Origin of the sequence: Nonomuraea rhodomycinica (assembly GCF_013363995.1) — a bacterium.
Taxonomy (GTDB): domain Bacteria; phylum Actinomycetota; class Actinomycetes; order Streptosporangiales; family Streptosporangiaceae; genus Nonomuraea; species Nonomuraea rhodomycinica.
Genome location: NZ_JABWGO010000002.1, coordinates 712,041 through 731,024 on the forward strand (window position 1 = coordinate 712,041; position 18,984 = coordinate 731,024).

An 18,984-nucleotide genomic window follows, 5' to 3' on the forward strand; every position below is an offset into this window, starting at 1 on the left:
GGTGATGACGGTGGTGGGCACGAGGTTCTCCTTCTACGGCTTCGTCGGGGAGGGTGGTCAGACCGTGGTGGCCGTCGTCGTGGCGGGGGCGGCGGGCGCGCGGTCCAGGTGGCGGGGCGCCACGGCCAGGCAGATCACGCTCAGCACGCACATGCCGGCGAGCAGGGCCACGGCCGGCCACGCGGCGCCGCCGGCCGCGCCGACGAGGGCGGTGGCGACGAGCGGCGACAGGCCGCCGAAGATCGCGCCGGCCCCCTGGTAGGCGAGCGAGATGCCGGTGTAGCGGACCCGCGGCGGGAACATCTCCGCCAGGATCGCCGCCATCGGCCCGTACGTGCCGGAGGTGGCCAGGCGCATCAGGGCCAGCATCAGGAAGATGAGGAAGGTGCTGTGCGAGCCGAGCACCGTGAACTGCGGGACGGCCAGCACGGCCGTGGCGGCGAGGAACCAGATGACGACCTTGCGGTTGCCGAACCGGTCGCCCATCCAGGCCATGCCCAGCGTGGCGACCAGCTCGACGAACGCGGCCAGGCTCAGGCCGTTGAGGATGAGCTGCTCGGACTCGCCCGCGTACGGGCCCGTGGCGTACGACAGCAGGAACGTCGTGAGGATGTAGTAGCCGCCGATCGCCACCGGCAGCGTGCCGATGCCGAGCAGGACCGAGCGCCACGACCCGCGGAACACTTCCTTGATCGGCACGCCCTGCCGCCCGGGCCCGTCGGAGACGGCCTCCTGGAACACGGGCGACTCCTCGACCCGCAGCCGGATCATCAGCCCGACCAGCACCAGCACGGCCGAGACGATGAACGGCACCCGCCAGCCCCACGCGTGCAGGGTGTCCTCGCCGAACAGGCTCATGAGGCTGAACGCGCCCGTGGCCAGCAGCGCGCCCGCCGGGTTGCCGAGCTGGGCGAAGCCGCCGTAGAAGGTCTTCCTGTCCGCCGGCGCGTGCTCGACCGCCATGAGCGCCGCGCCGCCCCACTCGCCGCCGACCGCGAGCCCCTGCACGAAGCGGAGCACCACCAGCAGCACCGGCGCCAGCGCGCCGACCGAGGCGTACGTGGGCAGGACGCCGACCGCGAACGTGGCGGCGCCCATCATGAGCAGGGTGACCACCAGCGCGGACTTGCGGCCGACCCGGTCGCCGAAGTGGCCGAACACGATGCCGCCGAGAGGCCTGGCGAAGAATCCGACCGCGTACGTGGCGAAGGACGCCATGAGCGCGACCGTGGGGCTGGAGGCGTTGGGGAAGAACAGGTCGTCGAAGAGCAGCGCGGCGGCCGTGGCGTAGACGTAGAAGTCGTACCACTCGATCGTGGTCCCGACGAAGGCGGCGCCGGCCGCCCGGGTGGCGCGGTTCATGGGTCCTCCGGTTCTCAGGGGGTGCGACGACGATATGCGCAGGTCAGAGGGATCCGACCCGGGACGAATCGCACCGCCGGCGGTGAATTAGAGTGCGGTATGCACACCGCTGAGGAGCCGGCATGGCCCTGACGACCGCCCAGGCCATGACGCTGCCCGGCATGGAGATGCGCCTGCTGGCCGGACGCGCCGGGCTGAGCCGCGTCGTGCGGTGGGCGCACGTGTCGGAGCTGGCCGACCCGGTGCCGTGGCTGCGCGGCGGCGAGCTGGTCATGACCATCGGCCTCGGCCTGCCCGCCGACGCCGAGGGGCGGCGCGCCTACGTCGAGCGGCTGTCGGGCGCGGGCTGCGCCGCGCTGGCCTTCGCGCTCGGCGAGGCCGTGACCGAGGTGCCGGGCGACGTCCTGGCCGCCGCCGACGCGTGCGGGCTGCCGGTCCTGGAGATCCTCACCCCGTTCATCGCCGTGACCGAGGCCGTCGCCCGGTGGCACGCCGACGAGCGGGTACGCGGGGAGCGGCGGGTCGTGGCCGCCCAGGAGGCGATGGCCCGGGCCGCGCTGGGATCCGGCACCGCCGGCATCCTGCGGGCCCTGGCCGAGCACGCCGGAGGCGAGGTCCTGCTGCTCGACCCGAACGGCGGCACCCGGGCGAGCGTCCCGGCGGGCGAGCGGCCGTGGCACGCCAGGGCGGTCGAGGCGGCGGGGAGCGCGGCCCGGCGCAGCGCCGGCGTCATGGACGACGGCATCGAGGCCGTCCAGGTGCAGAGCCTCGGCTTCACCGGCCCGCCCACCGGCTGGCTCGCGGTGCGCACCGCCTCACCCCTGGACTGGCACGTCAGGATGCTGACCAACCACGCCGTCTGCCTGCTGGCCATCGAGCTGCTGGGCGTGCGCGCCGGGCGGGCCAGGTCGCACGCCCAGCGGGCGGCGCTGCTGTCCGCGGTGCTCGACGGCGGGCTGTCCACGCGCCAGCTCGGCGAGCTGTGCTCGGTGGCGGCGCCGCCGTACGAGGTGGTCGTGGCGGGGCCGCGGGTGCCGGTGGAGGCGGCGGTCGAGGCGCTGGCCGACGTGGTCGCCGACGCGGAGGCGGAGGAGCTGGCGTTCGTCTGTCCCCGGCCCGAGGGCGTGCTGTTCGTGCTGCCGGAGGAGGGGCGGCGGCGCGGCGCGGAGCTGTGCGCGCGGCTGGGCGCGGCGGGGGGCGGCTGCCGGGCGCTCAGCCTGGACGAGCTGCCCGCGGCGGCGCGGCACGCGGCGGCGCTGGCCGGGCGCGGCGACGGCTACACCCACGTGGACGACCTGGAGGCGTGGGCGCTGCTCAGGGACGCCGTCGATCCCGAGGCGGCGCGCCGCTTCTCCGGCGCGGTGCTGCGCCCCCTGCGCGAGCACGAGGACCGGCACGGCGGTGACCTGGTCGCCTCGGTCCGCGCCTACCTGGAGGCGGGGGAGAACCTGGAGGTCGCCGCCCGGCGGCTCGGCGTGCACCGCAACACGCTGCGCCGCCGGCTGGCCGCCGCCGAGCGGGTCTCGGGGCGCCCGCTGACCGACCCCGGGCACCGCCTCCAGCTCTGGCTGGCCGTCTCGCTCGGCGACCTGGTGCCTCCGGGCCGCGTCACGCAGGCATAGATCGCGGACCCGGCCGCGTCCTTGCCTGGTGACAGAGCGAGGAGGACGGGTGGATCCAGGAGTCGAGACGGAGTTCCGGGAGTTCGTCGTCGCCCGGTCGGCGGCGTTGTTCCGGACCGCGTACCTGCTGACCGGTGACCGGCACGCCGCCGAGGACCTGGTGCAGTCGGCGCTGGCCAAGACGGCCGCGCGGTGGGCGAGGCTGCGCGACCCCGGGGCCGTCGAGGGGTACGTCCGGCGGGCGATGTACCACGAGCAGGTGAGCCGGTGGCGGCGCCGGTCCCGCGTCAGCGAGGTGGCCGCCGAGTGGCTGCCCGAGCAGGCCGGCGGGGAGCACGCCGACGCCGCGGAGCTGCGGCTGGTCATGCGGGAGGCGCTGGCCCGGCTCACGCCCCGCCAGCGCGCCGTGCTCGTGCTGCGCTACTTCGAGGACCTGTCCGAGACCGAGATCGCGCGGCTGCTCGGCGTGCGGGTCGGGTCGGTCCGCAGCCAGATCTACCGGTCGCTGGAACGCCTCAAGCAGGCCGCGCCCGAGCTGAGCGCCGTGAGGGAGTTGGGATGAACATCGAGGACGTGCTGCGCGACACCCTGGCCGACATGGCGCACGAGGAGCCGCCGCCCCCGCCGGAACGCTTCCTCCGGGCGGCGGCGGTACCGGGCCCGCGAGGGGGGAAGCGGCGGGGGATGGCGCTGGCGGCCGCGGCGGCCGTCGCGGTGCTGGCGGCGGGGACGGCGGTGGCGGTGCGGGGGCTGTCCGGTGAGTCGCCGGGCCCGGCCGTCGCCACCGGCCCCATGACGCACCCCGAGGGCGAGATCACCGCGAGCTCCGAGCGCGACGGGAAGGCCGTCGTCACGGTGCAGGAGGGATTCCGGCTCGCCGACACGCTGCGGAGGCTGGCGCGGGCGAGCGGCAGGCCGCCGGCGGAGTTCGAGCGCGCGGCGAAGGACGGCGCGGCGCTCGGCCTGCCCGACTACGCGAACGGCTCCCTGGAGGGGTTCGCCTTTCCCGGCACCTACGAGGTGGCGCCGGGCCGGAGCGCCGAGCAGATCCTCGCCGACATGGTCACGGCGCACCGGAGCACAGCCGACCAGCTCGGGCTCGTGGAGGGCGCCCGCCGCCTCGGCCGCGACCCCCGCGACATCATGATCGTCGCCAGCATCGTCCAGGCCGAGGCGTCCAGCTGGCAGGACATGCCGAAGATCGCGCGGACCATCTACAACCGCCTCGGCCACCGGCCCCCGATGAAGCTGGAGATGGACAGCCCGCTCATGTACGCCCTCGGCAAGTACGCCGTCGCCGCCAGTGACGCCGATCTGAAGAGCCGGTCGCGCTACAACACCTACCGCTACCACGGCCTGCCGCCCGGCCCCATCGGCAACCCGGGCCGCCACGCCATCGAGGCGGCCCTGCGCCCGGCCCCCGGGTCCTGGCTGTACTACGTGACGGTGGACCCGAGGACCGGGGCGACGAAGTTCGCCCGCTCACCCGCGGAGTACGAGAGCCTCCTCGACGAGCAGAAGAGGAGGACCCGGGCAGGGTCGTGAGCCGGTCAGCCCGCCAGCGCCTTCCGCAGGGTCTCGGCGAACGGCCCGGCGTGGGTGACGAACCCGCCGTGCTCGCCCGGGAACTCCACCGGCGCCGTGCCGAGCAGGTCCGCCAGGGCCGTCGAGGTCCGGTACGTGACCAGGCCGCCCGACTCGGCGCCGATGCCCACGACCACGCGCCCCGGGCCCGACCTCAGTGCGGCGAGGTCGGGCACGTACCGGGTGGTGCCGCGCAGCTCGTGGGCGAAGAAGCGCGCGCTGTCGGCGAGGTCCTGCTCGGAGAACCCGCCCTGCGGCGGCCCCGCGGCTTCGACGTCGAACCCCGCGGCGGCCATGAACTTCGCCCACGCCGGGCCGTGGCCCTCCCGGTGGAAGGTCTCGACGACGTCGTCCGTCGCGGCCCGCCGCTCGGCCGCGTCCGGCAGCAGCTCCAGCAGCGGCGGCTCGTGCGCCACGACGGTCCGCACCCGCCCAGGGTGGCGGGCGGCCACGGCCAGGCCCGTCACCGCGCCGCCGCTGCTGCCGAACAGGTCGGCCGTGTCGGCGCCGAGGTGGTCCAGGAGGGCGGCGACGTCGTCGGCCCGCAGGTCGGGCGTGGAGTCCTGGTCCGGGTCGTCGAGGACGCTGCGGGAGATGCCGCGCGGGTCGTGCGTGACGACCGTGTGGTCGCCGGCGAGCGCTTCGGCCAGCGGCGTGAACGGGGCGGCGCCCATCGGGGAGCCGAAGAGCAGCAGCAGCGGGCCGCTGCCGCGCACCTCGTAGTGGAGGCGAGCGCCGGGGACGCGCAGGGTGTGGGTGGTCATGGCCGGTGGTCCTTCCGTGCTGTGTTCGAACGTGCGGGAGGTAAGACCTCCGGGACGGGCGGAACTCATCGGTGGCGGGGGCGGCCGGTGGCGGGGGTGTGAGGCGGTGCTCCGGTGGTAAGCCAGCCATAGGACAAACGACTCTTAAGGGGACATCATGGTCGAGCGGTTGAGCATTGAGGAGATCGACACCGCGCTGGCGGCCCTCCAGGGGTGGCGGCGTGAGGACGACGCGCTGCTCAAGGACGTGCCGATAACGCCCGACAGCTACAGCTGGCTGAGTGAGGCGGTGATGAACGAGGCCAACGCGCTCGACCATCATCCCGACATCGAGCGCACCGGCGACGGCGTCCGGTTCACGCTGCGGACGCACAGCGCGGGCGGGGTGACCGAGAAGGACGTGGAACTGGCCGCCCGGATCGACCGGGTGCTCAGCGGAGCGGCCCGCGACCGCGGGTGAGCTCCGGGCCGGAGGAGCGCGCCGCCCGCGACCGCGCCGGGATCCCCGCGCCTGGTCAGGGGCGTCCGGTGACCGCCATCTCGCCCAGCTCGGACCAGTCCTGCTGCGGGACGTCGGCGTTCACGATGCGCGGCGTCTCCGCCAGGTGCGGCGGCAGCGTGCGCTGGGCCGTGCGGAAGTGCTCCGACGTCACGTGCGCGGCCCCCGCCTCGCTGTCGCGGAACGCCTCGACCAGGACGTACTCGTGCGGATCGTCGAGGCTGCGCGACCAGTCGAACCACAGGCACCCGGGCTCGGCGCGCGTGGCCGCCGTGAACTCCGCGGCGATCTCGGGCCAGCGGTCGGCGTGCTCGGGCAGGACGCGGAACTTCGCGGTGATGAAGATCATGCAGGTCCCCTGGGCTCGGGTGCGTCGGCACTGGTGACCCCACGAGACTAACCCAGCCTCGCCCGCCACCCGGAGTCCTACGCCCGGGGGCACGCCGTCACCCGGGTCCGGCCCGCGGCCCGGCGTCCGGTGAGGGGCGCGCCGCCGGGTCGCACAGGCAGCAGCGGCCGAAGTCGTACGGCCGGGCCCACGCGTCCGCGAGCCGCGTGTCGGCCCACGGGTCCGCGAGGCGGGCCACGACCAGCGCCACCACCTCCTCGGCCCCGGCCCGGTACAGCGCCGAGGCGGCGCTCTGCACGCGGGCCCCGGTGACGAACAGCTCGTCCAGCAGCAGCACCCGCTCGCCGTCGAGCCGGCCGAGGACGTGGAAGGCCCGTTCGTCCGGGATGTGGCGGGTCAGCGCGGCCTCGGCGGCGCGGTCGCCGCCCGGCATGAGGACGGGCCGGTGCCGGCCGCGCAGCGCGGAGACCCACTGCACGACGCGCGGCAGGAGGTCGAACGCCTCGACCGGCCGGTCGGCTCCCGCCCCGGGGACCGTGGTGACCAGCGTGAACGGCCCGCCCGCCGCTCGTGTCAGGCAGCGCAGGTGGGCCCGGTGGAAGCGCGCGAGCGTCGCGGCCAGCAGCGTGGCGGGGCTCGGCTCGCCGGGCGGGGTGCGGCGGCGGGTCACGAGGTCGTACAGCCGCCTGTCGTCGCCCGTCCGCGCGCACAGCGAGACGGGCACCACGTGGGGAGTGTGACGGTGGAGGCCGGCGGCGGCGCGGAGACAGCCGGCGCACAGGTGGGCGGGGCCGTGCGGCTCATCGCGCGCGACGCGGCGCTCCTCCCGCGCGGCGCGGGACCTCGCCAGGACGAGGCGCGCCCCGGCCGGGGCGACATGGCGTCCCGGCTCCTCGGACGGTGCGGCGCGGCGTCCTGGGTCCCCGGCCGGTGGGGCGTGACGTCCGGGAGGCTCGGCCGGTGCGGAGTGGCAGACGCGGCAGAGGCCGGGGCGCGCGGCCGGGACGTTCCGGAAGAGGCCGAGGTGCCGCTCCGTCACCGCGCGAGCGTCCCCCATGGTCAGCGGGCGTCCGGTTGCCGGGTCACGTCTTCCAGAGTGACCAGCGCACCGGCCGAGCCGTCACTATCCCGGACGACACTGCCCTCTCTCCACCGGGGCTGCAGAGTCATACAGTTTCGGGACATGAACGGCAAAGCGCCCCGATACCTGTACCTCACCCGCCACGGCGAGGCGTCCCCCGACGAGATCCCCGCGCAGGAGCGCGAGCGAGGCGCCAGGCCGGCGAAGGAGGCGCTGGACGGGCTTCCCGCCGGAGAGCCGGACCATGTGACGGCTCCCCGGAGGGACGCGGTCAGAGGCGGCCGTTGTGGTGGAGGACGGTGACGGCCTGCACGGTGGCGTGCCCGCGCCACTCCAGCGGGCTCGCCGCCGAGAAGTGGGCGTAGTCGACCGTCCAGCCGCCGTCCTCCTGCTGGCCCGCGGCCAGCCGGTCCAGGTCCGCGTCGATCGTCTCCTTGGCGAACAGCGACCGCGACGGGCCGTCCGGGAACGGTGAGAAGTCCAGCGGACGCAGCCGCTCGTCCTCCTTGCCGCCCTCGACCCGCATGACGCCGTCCTCCGGGACGTACGGGCGCAGCCGGTCCAGGAGCGCCGCCACGCGCGCCGGGTGGGCGGCGTGCGCCGCGTCGAGGAGGCGCACCGCGAAGGCCAGCTCGTACGCGTGCGGCGTCCGCTCGATCGCCGCGGTCGCGTCCAGGCAGTACGCGGTGGCCCGCTCCAGCCACGGATGGGCGGCGACGGCCGGGTCGTGCGCGGCCACCCGGTGGGCCGCCGCGGCGGTGACCGCGGTGATCTGCGGCGAGGAGACCGCCGGGTCGGCCCCCGCCCACCAGGGGGCGGTGCCGGCCGTGATCGTGGCGGGCAGGGCGAACGGCAGGCCGCCGTCCGGCAGCGAGACCGACAGGAGCCAGTCGCACAGCTCGGCCGCCCGCGGATCGGTGACGGGCGCGACGTCCTCGAACACCGTGAAAGCGTGCATGGCGGCGCCCGGCTGGCTCCCGGGGGAGCGCAGGTCGGGTTCGAGGCCCCAGCCGTAGCCGCCGTCCGCGTTGCGGTACGCGTCGAGGGCCGACAGCACGGGAGCCGCGTCGCCGCGAGCCCCCTCCAGGAGTCCGGTCAGCAGGGTGAAGCGGCGGCGGTCGAGGACGCGCGCGTGCGTCGCCATGAAGGCCGCGGCCGCGGAGAGGTCGATGCTCATGCCCTCAGCCTGCCCACCGGGGCGGGCCCCGGTCTTGTCGGAATCGGACGGCCCACCTCGGAACCCCACCGGGATCGCCGGTCGCGGAAAACATGACACGCCCTGTCGGCTTTACCTGTCAGCGTCGAGCCATGACACAGACGTTGAAGGGTAAGGTCGCGCTGGTCGCCGGAGGGACGAGGGGCGCCGGGCGAGGCATTGCGGTGGAGCTCGGCGCCGCCGGGGCGACCGTGTACGTGACCGGCCGCACGACCCGGGACCAGCGCTCCGAGTACGACCGGCCGGAGACCATCGAGGAGACGGCCGAACTGGTGGAGCGGGCCGGCGGCCAGGGCGTGGCCGTCCGGGTGGACCATCTCGACCACGACGCGGTCCGCGCGCTCGTCGAGCGGATCGACCGCGAGCAGGGCCGGCTCGACGTGCTGGTGAACGACGTGTGGGGCGGTGAGAAGCTGGCCCAGTGGGAGACGCCGCTCTGGGAGCACGACCTCGACGGCGGGCTGCGGCTGCTGCGCCTGGCCGTCGAGACGCACCTCGTCACCAGCCACCACGCGCTCCCGCTGCTCATCAGGAGGCCGGGCGGCCTGGTCGTGGAGATGACCGACGGCACCAAGGACTACAACGACCGTCACTACCGCGTCTCGTCCTTCTACGACCTCGCCAAGACCGCCGTCATCCGGCTCGCGTACTCCCAGGCGCACGAGCTGAGGCCGCACGGCTGCGCGGCCGTGGCGCTGACGCCGGGGTGGCTGCGCTCGGAGATGATGCTGGACGGCTTCGGCGTCACCGAGGACACCTGGCGGGACGCGACCGCCGCGCAGCCGCACTTCGCCATCTCGGAGTCGCCGCGCTTCACCGGGCGGGCGGTGGCGGCGCTGGCCGCCGACCCGGAGGTGGCCCGGTGGAGCGGGCGGTCGGTGTCGAGCGGGGAGCTGGCCCGGGAGTACGGGTTCACGGACGTGGACGGGTCGCGGCCCGACTGCTGGCGGTACCTGGTGGAGGTGATGGACGCCGGCCGCCCCGCCGACACCACCGGCTACCGCTGAGCCCTGCTCCCGGGGCGCGGATCGGGGCGGTGGGCCGGGCCGTGCGAGTCGGCGCAGTGGCGGTCCGGCTCGCCGATGGTCAGCACGTCGGACGGGGCGTGGTCCACCTGGAGCGTCGTGTGCTCGATCCCGTACCGGTCGTGCACCAGCCGCTCCGCCGCCAGCCGTACGGCGTGGCAGTCGTCGCCCGGCGTGACCAGCACGTGGGCCGACATCGCCGGGTAGTTCGAGGTCACCTCCCAGATGTGCAGGTCGTGCACCTCGACGACGTGGTCCAGGGAGGCCAGCTCGCGGCCGATCTCGGCGGGGTTCATGCCGACGGGCGCCGCCTCCATGAACACCCGCGCCGAGTCGCGCACCAGCCCCCATCCGGCCTTGAGCATGAGCGCGGCCACGACCAGGGCGGCGACCGCGTCGGCCCTGGTCCAGCCGGTGAACAGCACCACGGCGCCGGCGACGGTCGTGGCGATGAACGCGAACAGGTCGTTCAGGATGTGCTGGTAGGCGCCCTCGACGTTGAGGCTGCCGCGGTTGGCCCGGGCCAGCAGCCAGGTGGCCGCCAGGTTGACCGCGATGCCGGCCAGGCCGGTCAGCACCACGTACAGGCCCTCGACCTCGGGCGGGTTCACGAAGCGGCGCACGCTCTCGACGATGAAGTACGCGCTCAGCAGCAGCAGCGTCACACCGTTGATCTGCGCCGAGACGATCTCGGCGCGCTTCAGCCCGTACGTGAACCCGCCCTGCGGCGGCCGGGCCGCGATCCGCATCGCGACGAGGGCGAAGACGATGGCGATGGCGTCGGTGAGCATGTGCCCGGCGTCCGAGATCAGCGCCAGCGACCCGGCGACGAACCCGATGACCACCTCGATCGCCATGAACCCGACGATCAGCGCCAGGGCGGCGGTCAGGTGGCGGCGGTCGCCCGCCACGCTGACGGCATGCCCGTGGCCGTGACCCTGCCCGTGGCCGTGGCCGTGCCCCCGCTCGCGGTCGGTCATGGGTTCGCCTCCTCCTCGACGCGCACAACATCTGAATTGATGTTCATATGTTGAGTTTATGGGCGGGCTGGGCTCGCCTGTCAACACGGGCGTTCAGGACTCCTTGCGTTCGGGGTGGATGGCCTGGGTGTGCTCGGTGTGCGCCAGGGCGAGGTCGAGCAGCATGCGGACGTGGGCGTCGTCCAGCCGGTAGTAGGCCATGCGGCCGGCCCGCCGTACGGCGACGACGCGGTGCGCGCGCAGCAGGCGCAGCGCGTGGGAGGTGGCCGACTCGCTCAGGCCGGTCACCACCGAAAGGTCGCACACGCACAGCTCTCCGTCGAGGAGTGCCAGCAGGAGCCGCAGCCGCCCGGGGTCGGAGAGCAGGCCGAAGATGTCGGCCGTGTCGACGAGGTCGGTCTCGGCGGGCATGCGGGAGCTGACGACGGCGACCCGGTCGGCGTCGACCACCCGGGTGGCGCAGCCCTCCAGCGCGGTCACCTGTTCCTGTGAAGAACTGTTCATATGACCGAGCCTAGCTGGGCGGATGTCAGGCGTCGAGGAGCGTCTCCCGCCTCAGGCCGGCTGCTCCATGGCGGCCTGCGGCGGCACGGAGCACGGGAACCCGCGGCCGGGCCCCTCGGAGAAGGCCGCGCCGACCCGGGTGACGTCGAGGATCCGCCGCAGGTAGCCGTGCACGTGGGCGAGCGTCATGGTGCCCTGGGCGGCTGTCACGGCCCGCTGGGCGCGCAGCAGGGCCCCCATGCCGGAGCAGTCGCAGAAGGTGAGGCCGGTGGTGTCCACGGTGAGGTGCCGGAGCCCGTCGCGCAGGGCCGCCTCGACGACGCCCTCCAGGCGCGGGGCCGTCAGTGCGTCGAGGTCGCCGATCAGGGAGATGATGGTGTGATCTTGGTCGTGCGCCGACTGAACGGTCAGGGCTGTCACGATCGGGTCCGATCCACGGTGCGAAAGAGATCGCCTGTGCGCTCAAGCCGAACGCGAGCAAGTCACCGCTCCTGTCAGCGTACGCGCATCGGGCACCCCGGCGCCCCTGAGTCGCCCCAAGGCCGGCACTGCGGCGGGTGACGGCCCTGGGGCCCCGGACGTCCTCAAGTGACCGGTACGAGCTCCGCGGGGCCGTCCCGATCGGCCGGCGTCACCGCCAGAACTGCACCTCGGGGAAGGCCCCGGAAGGGCCGTCCAGCAGCGGTTCGTCCTCCCCGCGCAGGTGCCGGTCCATGAAGGCGGCCACGTAGGCCCGGGTGACCTCCAGCTCCCTGGCCGACTGCTTGGTCAGCAGCGGGTAGTCGGTGAAGGAGCCGTGGTCGCCGCCCTTCACCGTGATCCAGCGCTTCCAGCCGGTCATGCGGGGCCAGTCGCGGGCCCACGTGAAGTCCTCGCCGCCCGGTTCGTGTTCCTCGCCCGCGCCCATCAGCAGGAACGGCCGCGCGAGCCCCTGCTCGGGGAGGGGCACGAAGAAGGAGCCGTCCATGTTGACCCCGGCCTTCACCCGGGAGTCCTTCAGCATCGTCCACGACGCGCCGGCGCCGCCCAGCGAGTGTCCGGCCATGCCGATGCGCGAGCGGTCGACGAGCCGGGCGCCCTTCCAGGCCGGGTGCCGCCCGAGCAGCCGGTCCAGCACGAACGACACGTCCGCCTGCCGGCTCCTGACCGCCTTGTCGCCGAACTTCCAGGGGTCGCGCTCCTGCTCCTCGCAGGCGACGCAGCCGGCGAGGCGTCCGCCGGGCAGGCTCGTGCCGAACGACTCGTGGACGTGGTCGACGCCGGCCACCACGTAGCCCCGGCTGGCCAGTTCCTCCGCGAGCGTGGTCAGCGACGAGCGCGACATCGTGAACCCGGGCGAGAGCACCACCAGCGGCAGCGTCCCCGGGCGCCCGGCGGGGCGGGCCCCGGTGACGGCGTGCGTCCTGATCCCGCTGACCACCTCGCTCGGGATCTCGGTGATCTTCTGCCCCTCCAGCAGGGCCTTCGCCTCCTCCGCGGTCATGTACGCGGCGGTCCCGCCGCCGCCCTTCGCGGCGGGGTACCACAGCGAGACCATCAGCTCCCTGGCCTTCTCGGTGGGCACCCAGGGGTCGGGGCGGCCGCGGTCGACGAGGTGAAGGGTGACGGTGCCCACCGGCCGGGGTCCGGTCGGTGCGGGCAGCGCAACGCTCCCGGCCTCCGCTCGCGCCGGGCTCGTGGCCGCCGTGGCCGCGGCGCGCGCCGGGCTCGCGGTCTCGGCCCGGGCCGGCACGGTCGTGAGGAGGGCGAGCAGGCTCGCCGTGACGCCGCCGGCCAGGCCGGCGGCGCGGGTGATCGTGATGTTCATGGCGCCCATGGTCCCGATCCGGGGGACGGGCGGGCTTCGGTCGAACGGCCGCTCCCGTCTGCGATTTCCGCTGTACCCGGGCGTCCGGGACCAGGCGCGGGGTCCTGGTCAGTGGTGGTACTGGTGGACCACGGCGTGCCCCTTGCCCCGGCCGATGAGCCACCGGTTGACCGGCGTGGTCAGCAGGAACGCCACCACCAGCGACCCGGCCAGCGAGGCCCAGAACAGCCCGCTCGTCAGGCCCGCGTCCATGGCGCCGGGCACCAGCACCATCACCGCGTTGTCCAGCAGCTCCATGACGATGATGGACACCGTGTCGGCCGCCAGCGCCACCTTGAGCGCCGAGCGGAACCCGACGCCGGCGCGCATCACGCCGCGCATGGTGAGCGCGTACCCGAAGACGAACGCCAGCGCCACGGACAGCACGACGGTGCCGGCGTTGTGCAGCCCGGCGGCGGTGCCGATGACCATGCCGAGCACCTCGCCGATGGCGCATCCGGTCAGGCAGTGCAGGGTCGCCTGGGCCGCGGCCTGCCAGGTCGCCGCGGGCGCGCCCGAGTGGTGGCCGCCGTGATGGCCGGCGTGCTCGGCGTGCTCGGCGTGGTGACCGGGGTGCTCGGCGTGGTGGTCGGTGTGACCGTCGGCGTGCCGGGCGTGGTGGCCGGGGTGGGGGGCGGCGTGGGGGCCGGTCGAGTGGCCGGTGGGGTTCTCCATGGTCCTGCCTTCCTTGCGTCCCGGCCATCATACGGGTAGGGGGTATATGTGTCACGCGGCGACCCCGGGAAGGAGCGGTCGTCAGTGTCCGTGCCCGTGTCCGTGCCCCACGAACGCCCCCGCCGGCCTGCCGCCCGGCACCAGCCCGAGCGACACCACCGCGGCGCCCGCGGCGGCGACCGCGCACACCACCAGCGCGCCGGTGAAGCCGCCGATCCCCGTGGCCCCCGGCGCCAGGCCGGCCGCGGCCACGGACGAGACGACCGCGACGCCGATCGAGCCGCCCAGCTCGTGGAAGGTGTTGACCACGCCCGACGCCACACCGGCCTCGTCGCTCGGGACGTTGGCCATGGTCGTCGTCGTGGCCGTGACGAACGCGGGCCCGATGCCGAGCGCCGCGACCACGAAGCCCGGCAGCAGCGTCGCCCAGGCGCTCGCGCCGGGGTCGATCCGCGTCATCAGCCACGCCCCGAGCGCGGTGAGCGCGAACGCCGCCACGGCGACGGGCCGCCCGCCGACCCTGCCGATCAGGTGCGCGCCGAGCTGCGCGCCGGCCGTGATGGCGACCGCGACCGGCAGGAACAGCAGGCCCGTCTCCAGCGGGCTCATGCGCAGCACGTGCTGGAGGTAGAGCGAGCTGAGGAAGAACAGGCCGAGCATGAGCCCGGTGGCCATGAGCATGACGAAGACGCCGGAGAGCACCGGGCGGCGGGTCAGCGTCGCGATCCGCATGAGCGGCTCCCGCGCGCCGCGTTCGATCAGCACGAACGCGGCGTAGAGGACGGCGGAGCCGGCCAGGGGCAGCAGGGTGCGCGCGGAGGCCCAGCCCGCGTCGCCCGCGCCGACCAGGCCGTAGATGAGCAGCCCGGTGGCCAGCGTCACGGCCGCGGCGCCGGGCACGTCGATCCCGGCCCGGCCGCCCCGGGCGGCCCGCTCGGGAGCGGGCACGACGGCCGGCAGGGCGGCGATCAGGAGCACGCCGATCGGCACGTTCACGTAGAACACCCACGTCCAGCCGGGTCCGGCCGTCAGCAGCCCGCCCAGCAGGACGCCCGCGGCGGCGCCGGAGCCGCCGATGGCCGCCCACACCCCCAGCGCCCGGCCGCGCCGGTCGCCGTGGAAGGCGCCGGTGATGACGGCGAGCGCCGACGGCGACATCAGCGCGGCCCCCACCCCCTGAAGCCCGCGGCCGGCGATGAGCGTGGCGCCGTCCGCCGCCACCCCCGCGACCAGCGAGGCGAGGGTGAACACGGCCAGTCCGGCGAGCAGCGTCCGCCGCGCGCCGAGCGCGTCCGCGAGCCTTCCGCCGAGCACCATGAGCCCGCCGAAGCTGAGCGTGTACGTCGTGACGACCCAGGTGAGCGCCTCGCGGCCGAGGCCGAGGTCCGCCCCGATGCTCGGCAGGGCCACCTGCACGACCGTGATGTCGACGATGAGCATGAACTGCGCCAGGCAGAGCAGCGCCAGCGCGGCCCATCCGGCGGTGGCCCGCGTCCCGTGCGGGGGCGCGGACGCGACAGGTCCGTGTTCCACGAGATCTCCTTAACTTGAACACTGATGTACGAGTTATAGGAGACCATACCCGGGTACCGCACGTCCAGGACGCACGTGAGCCCCCGGAGGCGGACCTCCGGAGGCTCACGTGTGTCCCACAGGTGGTTCAGGTGGTGGCGTCCCGTGACGTCAGCGGGGCGAGGACGAACCGGGTGGTGGCCCACACCGCGTACAGCAGCGGCGCGCACGCCAGCAGCAGGCCCGGCACCGGCCTGGCCAGCACCACCCCCACGGCCAGGGCGAGCACCACGGTGTTCGCGGCGGCCAGGTACCACCGCCGCACCACCAGGTACACGCACGGCCGCACCAGCGCGCGCAGCCGCACCGGTGCCGCCCCGCCGGCGACCAGCGTGACGAGGGCGACCACCGTGGCGACCACGAGCACCACCGCCGTGGCGAAGAAGGGCACCAGCGCCGGGCCCCAGGCCGTACGCGCCACCACGGCTCCGTCCACGACCAGCACGCTCACGACCGCCGCGCCCGCCGCCCACACGGCGAGGGCCGGGCGGGCACCGCTCCGGTAGCCGGCCCAGAACGTCCGCACCACGGAGGCGGAGCCCGAGCCGAGCGCGGCGAAGCAGCGGAACGCCCCCGCCAGCGCCGGCGCGCACACCAGCGACAGCACGGCGAAGAACGGCCACGACGCCAGCGGGTCGCGCACCAGCGCGAGGGCCGCGAGCAGCGGGGCGCAGGCGACGGCGAGCATCGCGTTCGTCGCCAGGCAGGTGTAGGCGGCGGCGAACACCTTCTCGTACGTCCCCTGCCGCGCCGGCCGCAGCAGGCTCCGCGCGCCCGGCGACGAGGGCCGCCCGGTCATCCCTTGAGCCCGCTGGTCGCGATGCCCTGGATGAAGTAGCGCTGCCCCAGCAGGAACACCGCCAGGATCGGCAGCACCGACAGCGTCGCGCCGGTCATCATCATCGCGTACTCGGCGTCGTACTGGCCGATGAACGAGCGCAGGCCGAGCTGCACCGTCCACAGGTCGTTGTCCGTCAGGTAGATGAACGGCCCCATGTAGTCGTTCCAGGTGTTGACGAACGTGAGCAGCGCCAGGCTGGCCAGCGCCGGCTTGGACAGCGGCAGCATGATCCGCCGGTAGATGCCGTACTCGCTGAGCCCGTCGATCCGCGCCGCCTCGCACAGCTCGTCCGGGATCGACATGTAGTACTGCCGCATGAGGAACACGCCGAACGCGCCGAACGCCTGGAGCAGGATGATCGCCAGGTGCGTGTTCGTCAGGTCGGCCTTCTGCATCATGATGTACTGCGGCACCATGTACGCCTGCCAGGGCACGGCGATGGTGGCGATGTAGGCCAGGAAGAGCGCGTCGCGGCCGGGGAAGCGCACCTTGGAGAAGCCGTAGGCGGCGAAGCTGCCGCTGAGCACCTGGAGCACCGTGATCGTCACCGACAGGAACATCGAGTTGCCCAGGTAGGTGAGCAGCGGGATGCGCTCCCAGATGTCGACGAAGTTCGACCAGCGCAGCTCGTTCGGTATCCACTGGATCGGCACGGTGAAGACCTCGTTGTCGCGCTTGAGCGACGACGACAGCATCCACGCGAACGGCACCAGCACCAGCGCCGCCATCACGGTCAGCGCCGCGTACGCCAGCACCCGCCGGACGAGCGCGGTCATGAGGCGCTCCTCCGTTCGTTGATGCGGAACTGGACGACCGTCACGGTCAGCACGATGAGGAAGAGCACGAGCGCGATCGCCGACGAGTAGCCGAACCGGCCCTCGGTGATGCCCTCACGGTAGACGAGCTGGGCCAGGACGAGCGTGCTGCGGCCGGGCCCGCCGTCGGTCATGACGACGATCAGGTCGAGCACCTTGAAGCTCTGGATCGTCAGCATGACCGCGACGAAGAACGTCGTGGGCCGCAGCGACGGCACCGTGATGCCCCAGAACCGCTGCCAGGCGTTCGCGCCGTCCACCCGCGCCGCCTCGTAGTACTCCTTCGGGATCGTCTGCAGGCCGGCCAGGTAGAGCACCATGTAGTAGCCCATGTCCCGCCACACGCTGGTGATGACGACGGCGGGCATCGCCCAGTCCTTGCTGGCCACCCAGCGCGGCGGCTGCGACACGCCGATCGCCTCCAGCACCTGGTTGATCGGCCCGGCGGTCGGGTTGAACAGCATGTTCCACACGACCGCCACCGCGACCAGCGAGGTGATGTACGGGAAGAACGCCGCGGTGCGGAAGAACGGCACCCCGCGCAGCTTCCGGTTCAGCGCGATGGCCAGGCCGAGCGCTGCGGCCAGGGTGAGCGGGATGTGGCCGGCCGCGTAGAACAGGGTGTTGCGCAGGGCGACGTGGAAGTTCTCGTCGCCCAGCATGCGGGCGAAGTTGTCCAGACCCACCCATTCGGGGTCGCTGTAGGAGTCCCACTTCAGGAACGCCAGCGCGAACGCCGTCAGCATCGGGATGATGGTGAACAACAGGAAGCCGGCGAAGTTCGGGAGGATGAAGCTCCAGCCGACGAGGATGTCGCGCCAGGCCCGCCGCCCGCGGGGCCGGGCCCGCGGCGCGGCCGGCGCCGGTCGTGTGATCACCTGAGCCATGGGTGTCCTTTACGAGCTCTGGGGCGGGCGGGTGGCGGGTGGCTGCACGCGGGTCGCTAGTTGAGGACCTCGCTCTTGACCCGCTCGCTCATCGACCGGATGCCGTCGGCGGCCGACTTCTCGCCGACCATGATCAGCTCGTGCTCCTCCTTGAGGATGGTGTCCACGTCGGAGGTCTTGTCGCTGACGGGCATCTCCAGCACGACCTTGTCCGGCTCGAACGCCTTCTTGGACGTCTCGTCCGCGGGCATGCCCTTGAGCTTGAAGTACGCCTCGGTGATCTCGGGGCTCTTGAACGCCGGCACCACACCGATCCCGCTCAGCGCCTCGGCCCCGGCCTTGCCCGCCGCGAACTGCACGAACTTCTTGGCCGCGTCGGCGTGCTCGGCCTTCTTGTTGACGGCGAACGCGGTCGGCGAGCCGAACGTCGTCACACCCGTCGCCCCGGGACGCTGCGGCATCGGCGCGATCGCCCAGTCGACGTCGATCTTCCCTTCGGCCTTGCCGCTCAGCAGGTTGGCGATGTACCAGGTGCCCATGGGCAGCATGGCGGTCGCGCCGGTCTCGAACATCGTCTTGTAGTCGGACTTCTGCGCGCTCGCGGTGCCGAAGTCGAGCGTCGCCCCGGCCTTCTGCAGGCCGAGCGCCACGGCGTACTGGTCGGCGAAGAAGGAGTACTCGCCGCCGAGCTGGTCGCCGCCCGTCTGCGCCGCCGCGATCGCCTGCACCACCGACCGCCAGGTGTGCTGGTAGGTGCCGTAGACCTTCTTGCCGCCCGTGTCCTTGGTGAGCTGCTGCGCCAGCTTGACGTACTCGTCCCAGGTCAGCGTGCCGGGGTACTTGGCGCCGGCCTGGTCGAACAGCTTCTTGTTGTAGTAGAGCAGCCAGAAGTCCTGCCGGTACGGCAGCGCGTAGTACTTGCCGCCGACGTCGAAGGCGTCCAGGCCGGCGAGCTGGGCCGCCTCGGGCGCCTTGGCCAGGTCCGTGAGCTCGGTGAGCTGGCCGCGGCTGGAGTAGCGCGAGTAGTCGGTGACGTTCTTCATGGTGATGACGTCGGTGTCGTCGCCGCCGGCCAGCATCGTGGTGACCTTGTCGGCGTAGTCGTCGGCGAGGATGTCCACCGGCTTGACCTTGATGCCGGGGTTGGCCGCCTCGAACGCGTCGAACAGGGCCTTGAACTCGGGCGTCTTGCCCATGTTCCAGACGGTGACCGACAGGGTGACGTTTCCGCCGTCCCCACCGGCGTCGTCCTTCGAGCCGCCGCAGGCCGTCGCCGCCAGCGAGAGCGCGGCCACCGCCGCCAGGGTCCGCAGGACCGGGCGGCGCCCAGCGGCGCTCGCCGAGATGTCAGAAGAGATCATG

The 18,984-nt window shown here is 73.5% G+C and carries 21 protein-coding genes; 6 read left to right on the forward strand and 15 right to left on the reverse strand.

The window, feature by feature from the left end; translation table 11 throughout:
• Positions 1-57: 57 nt before the first annotated feature.
• Positions 58-1,362 (reverse strand): MFS transporter, encoded by a 1,305-nt coding sequence (locus HT134_RS14285; RefSeq protein ID WP_175600814.1) that lies wholly within the window; start codon positions 1,360-1,362, stop codon positions 58-60.
• Between the two features lie 122 nt (positions 1,363-1,484).
• Between HT134_RS14285 and HT134_RS14290 the strand changes: the two genes are divergently transcribed.
• From HT134_RS14290 to HT134_RS14300, 3 genes are read left to right on the forward strand one after another with little or no spacing between them, the layout of a single operon-like run.
• Positions 1,485-2,984: a PucR family transcriptional regulator gene (locus HT134_RS14290; RefSeq protein WP_175600815.1), complete on the forward strand. Its 1,500-nt coding sequence runs from the start codon at positions 1,485-1,487 to the stop codon at positions 2,982-2,984.
• 49 nt (positions 2,985-3,033) lie between these two features.
• Positions 3,034-3,546 (forward strand): SigE family RNA polymerase sigma factor, encoded by a 513-nt coding sequence (locus HT134_RS14295; RefSeq protein WP_175600816.1) that lies wholly within the window; start codon positions 3,034-3,036, stop codon positions 3,544-3,546.
• Positions 3,543-4,529 carry an endolytic transglycosylase MltG gene (locus tag HT134_RS14300; RefSeq protein WP_175600817.1) on the forward strand — a complete coding sequence of 329 codons (987 nt, stop codon included), beginning with the start codon at positions 3,543-3,545 and terminating at the stop codon, positions 4,527-4,529. The genes HT134_RS14295 and HT134_RS14300 overlap by 4 nt, the downstream gene beginning before the upstream one ends.
• 5 nt (positions 4,530-4,534) lie before the next feature.
• On the opposite strand, the gene HT134_RS14305 is transcribed toward HT134_RS14300, so the two are convergent.
• Complete coding sequence (locus tag HT134_RS14305) at positions 4,535-5,332, reverse strand: alpha/beta fold hydrolase (RefSeq protein ID WP_175600818.1); 798 nt, start codon at positions 5,330-5,332, stop codon at positions 4,535-4,537.
• 157 nt (positions 5,333-5,489) lie between these two features.
• Here HT134_RS14305 and HT134_RS14310 point away from each other — a divergent pair, with 157 nt between their 5' ends.
• Positions 5,490-5,792 (forward strand): 4a-hydroxytetrahydrobiopterin dehydratase, encoded by a 303-nt coding sequence (locus tag HT134_RS14310; protein WP_175600819.1) that lies wholly within the window; start codon positions 5,490-5,492, stop codon positions 5,790-5,792.
• A gap of 55 nt (positions 5,793-5,847) precedes the next feature.
• Here the strand turns inward: HT134_RS14310 and HT134_RS14315 are convergent, their stop codons facing one another.
• Entirely contained in the window at positions 5,848-6,180 is a 333-nt protein-coding gene (locus HT134_RS14315; protein ID WP_175600820.1) for a putative quinol monooxygenase, read from the reverse strand.
• A gap of 97 nt (positions 6,181-6,277) precedes the next feature.
• Positions 6,278-6,907 carry a phosphoribosyltransferase gene (locus HT134_RS14320; RefSeq protein WP_175600821.1) on the reverse strand — a complete coding sequence of 210 codons (630 nt, stop codon included), beginning with the start codon at positions 6,905-6,907 and terminating at the stop codon, positions 6,278-6,280.
• Positions 6,908-7,363: 456 nt separating this feature from the next.
• Here HT134_RS14320 and HT134_RS14325 point away from each other — a divergent pair, with 456 nt between their 5' ends.
• Positions 7,364-7,564, forward strand: coding sequence for a hypothetical protein (locus HT134_RS14325; RefSeq protein WP_175600822.1), 201 nt, complete (start codon positions 7,364-7,366; stop codon positions 7,562-7,564).
• On the opposite strand, the gene HT134_RS14330 is transcribed toward HT134_RS14325, so the two are convergent.
• A complete protein-coding gene (locus HT134_RS14330; protein ID WP_175600823.1) occupies positions 7,533-8,438 on the reverse strand; it encodes a prenyltransferase/squalene oxidase repeat-containing protein in 906 nt (301 codons plus the stop codon). The two genes, HT134_RS14325 and HT134_RS14330, sit on opposite strands and share 32 nt — an antisense overlap.
• 131 nt (positions 8,439-8,569) lie before the next feature.
• Between HT134_RS14330 and HT134_RS14335 the strand changes: the two genes are divergently transcribed.
• The gene (locus tag HT134_RS14335; protein ID WP_175600824.1) at positions 8,570-9,484 is read left to right on the forward strand and encodes an SDR family oxidoreductase; all 915 of its coding nucleotides are present in this window, start codon (positions 8,570-8,572) and stop codon (positions 9,482-9,484) included.
• Here the strand turns inward: HT134_RS14335 and HT134_RS14340 are convergent.
• From HT134_RS14340 to HT134_RS14385, 10 genes are all read right to left on the reverse strand, one after another.
• Positions 9,475-10,482, reverse strand: coding sequence for a cation diffusion facilitator family transporter (locus HT134_RS14340; protein ID WP_175600825.1), 1,008 nt, complete (start codon positions 10,480-10,482; stop codon positions 9,475-9,477). The genes HT134_RS14335 and HT134_RS14340 overlap by 10 nt on opposite strands.
• Positions 10,483-10,575: 93 nt before the next feature.
• Positions 10,576-10,986, reverse strand: coding sequence for an ArsR/SmtB family transcription factor (locus tag HT134_RS14345; protein WP_175600826.1), 411 nt, complete (start codon positions 10,984-10,986; stop codon positions 10,576-10,578).
• A 51-nt stretch (positions 10,987-11,037) separates the two neighbouring features.
• Entirely contained in the window at positions 11,038-11,406 is a 369-nt protein-coding gene (locus HT134_RS14350; RefSeq protein ID WP_175600827.1) for an STAS domain-containing protein, read from the reverse strand.
• A gap of 211 nt (positions 11,407-11,617) precedes the next feature.
• Positions 11,618-12,793, reverse strand: coding sequence for an alpha/beta hydrolase family protein (locus HT134_RS14355; protein ID WP_217707814.1), 1,176 nt, complete (start codon positions 12,791-12,793; stop codon positions 11,618-11,620).
• 108 nt (positions 12,794-12,901) lie between these two features.
• A complete protein-coding gene (locus HT134_RS14360) occupies positions 12,902-13,507 on the reverse strand; it encodes a DUF4396 domain-containing protein (protein ID WP_175600829.1) in 606 nt (201 codons plus the stop codon).
• An 81-nt stretch (positions 13,508-13,588) separates the two neighbouring features.
• On the reverse strand, positions 13,589-15,040 hold the full coding sequence (locus tag HT134_RS14365; RefSeq protein ID WP_312888121.1) for an MFS transporter: 1,452 nt from the start codon (positions 15,038-15,040) through the stop codon (positions 13,589-13,591).
• A gap of 127 nt (positions 15,041-15,167) precedes the next feature.
• Positions 15,168-15,878 carry a ferredoxin-NADPH reductase gene (locus tag HT134_RS14370; RefSeq protein WP_175600830.1) on the reverse strand — a complete coding sequence of 237 codons (711 nt, stop codon included), beginning with the start codon at positions 15,876-15,878 and terminating at the stop codon, positions 15,168-15,170.
• Positions 15,875-16,696 (reverse strand): carbohydrate ABC transporter permease, encoded by an 822-nt coding sequence (locus tag HT134_RS14375; protein WP_175600831.1) that lies wholly within the window; start codon positions 16,694-16,696, stop codon positions 15,875-15,877. The genes HT134_RS14370 and HT134_RS14375 overlap by 4 nt, the downstream gene beginning before the upstream one ends.
• A complete protein-coding gene (locus tag HT134_RS14380; RefSeq protein ID WP_175600832.1) occupies positions 16,693-17,622 on the reverse strand; it encodes a carbohydrate ABC transporter permease in 930 nt (309 codons plus the stop codon). The genes HT134_RS14375 and HT134_RS14380 overlap by 4 nt, the downstream gene beginning before the upstream one ends.
• Positions 17,623-17,678: 56 nt before the next feature.
• Positions 17,679-18,983, reverse strand: a complete 1,305-nt coding sequence (locus HT134_RS14385) for an ABC transporter substrate-binding protein (RefSeq protein ID WP_175600833.1) — start codon at positions 18,981-18,983, stop codon at positions 17,679-17,681.
• Position 18,984 lies beyond the last annotated feature (1 nt).

Coding starts and splice junctions, on each gene's coding strand:
- HT134_RS14290 (WP_175600815.1), top strand. CDS start 1,485: ATGGCCCTGACGACCGCCCAGGCCATGACGCTGCCCGGCATGGAGATG.
- HT134_RS14300 (WP_175600817.1), top strand. CDS start 3,543: ATGAACATCGAGGACGTGCTGCGCGACACCCTGGCCGACATGGCGCAC.
- HT134_RS14325 (WP_175600822.1), top strand. CDS start 7,364: ATGAACGGCAAAGCGCCCCGATACCTGTACCTCACCCGCCACGGCGAG.
- HT134_RS14380 (WP_175600832.1), bottom strand. CDS start 17,622: ATGGCTCAGGTGATCACACGACCGGCGCCGGCCGCGCCGCGGGCCCGG.
- HT134_RS14370 (WP_175600830.1), bottom strand. CDS start 15,878: ATGACCGGGCGGCCCTCGTCGCCGGGCGCGCGGAGCCTGCTGCGGCCG.
- HT134_RS14360 (WP_175600829.1), bottom strand. CDS start 13,507: ATGGAGAACCCCACCGGCCACTCGACCGGCCCCCACGCCGCCCCCCAC.
- HT134_RS14305 (WP_175600818.1), bottom strand. CDS start 5,332: ATGACCACCCACACCCTGCGCGTCCCCGGCGCTCGCCTCCACTACGAG.
- HT134_RS14345 (WP_175600826.1), bottom strand. CDS start 10,986: ATGAACAGTTCTTCACAGGAACAGGTGACCGCGCTGGAGGGCTGCGCC.
- HT134_RS14330 (WP_175600823.1), bottom strand. CDS start 8,438: ATGAGCATCGACCTCTCCGCGGCCGCGGCCTTCATGGCGACGCACGCG.
- HT134_RS14285 (WP_175600814.1), bottom strand. CDS start 1,362: ATGAACCGCGCCACCCGGGCGGCCGGCGCCGCCTTCGTCGGGACCACG.
- HT134_RS14315 (WP_175600820.1), bottom strand. CDS start 6,180: ATGATCTTCATCACCGCGAAGTTCCGCGTCCTGCCCGAGCACGCCGAC.
- HT134_RS14375 (WP_175600831.1), bottom strand. CDS start 16,696: ATGACCGCGCTCGTCCGGCGGGTGCTGGCGTACGCGGCGCTGACCGTG.
- HT134_RS14335 (WP_175600824.1), top strand. CDS start 8,570: ATGACACAGACGTTGAAGGGTAAGGTCGCGCTGGTCGCCGGAGGGACG.
- HT134_RS14310 (WP_175600819.1), top strand. CDS start 5,490: ATGGTCGAGCGGTTGAGCATTGAGGAGATCGACACCGCGCTGGCGGCC.
- HT134_RS14355 (WP_217707814.1), bottom strand. CDS start 12,793: ATGAACATCACGATCACCCGCGCCGCCGGCCTGGCCGGCGGCGTCACG.
- HT134_RS14385 (WP_175600833.1), bottom strand. CDS start 18,983: ATGATCTCTTCTGACATCTCGGCGAGCGCCGCTGGGCGCCGCCCGGTC.
- HT134_RS14340 (WP_175600825.1), bottom strand. CDS start 10,482: ATGACCGACCGCGAGCGGGGGCACGGCCACGGCCACGGGCAGGGTCAC.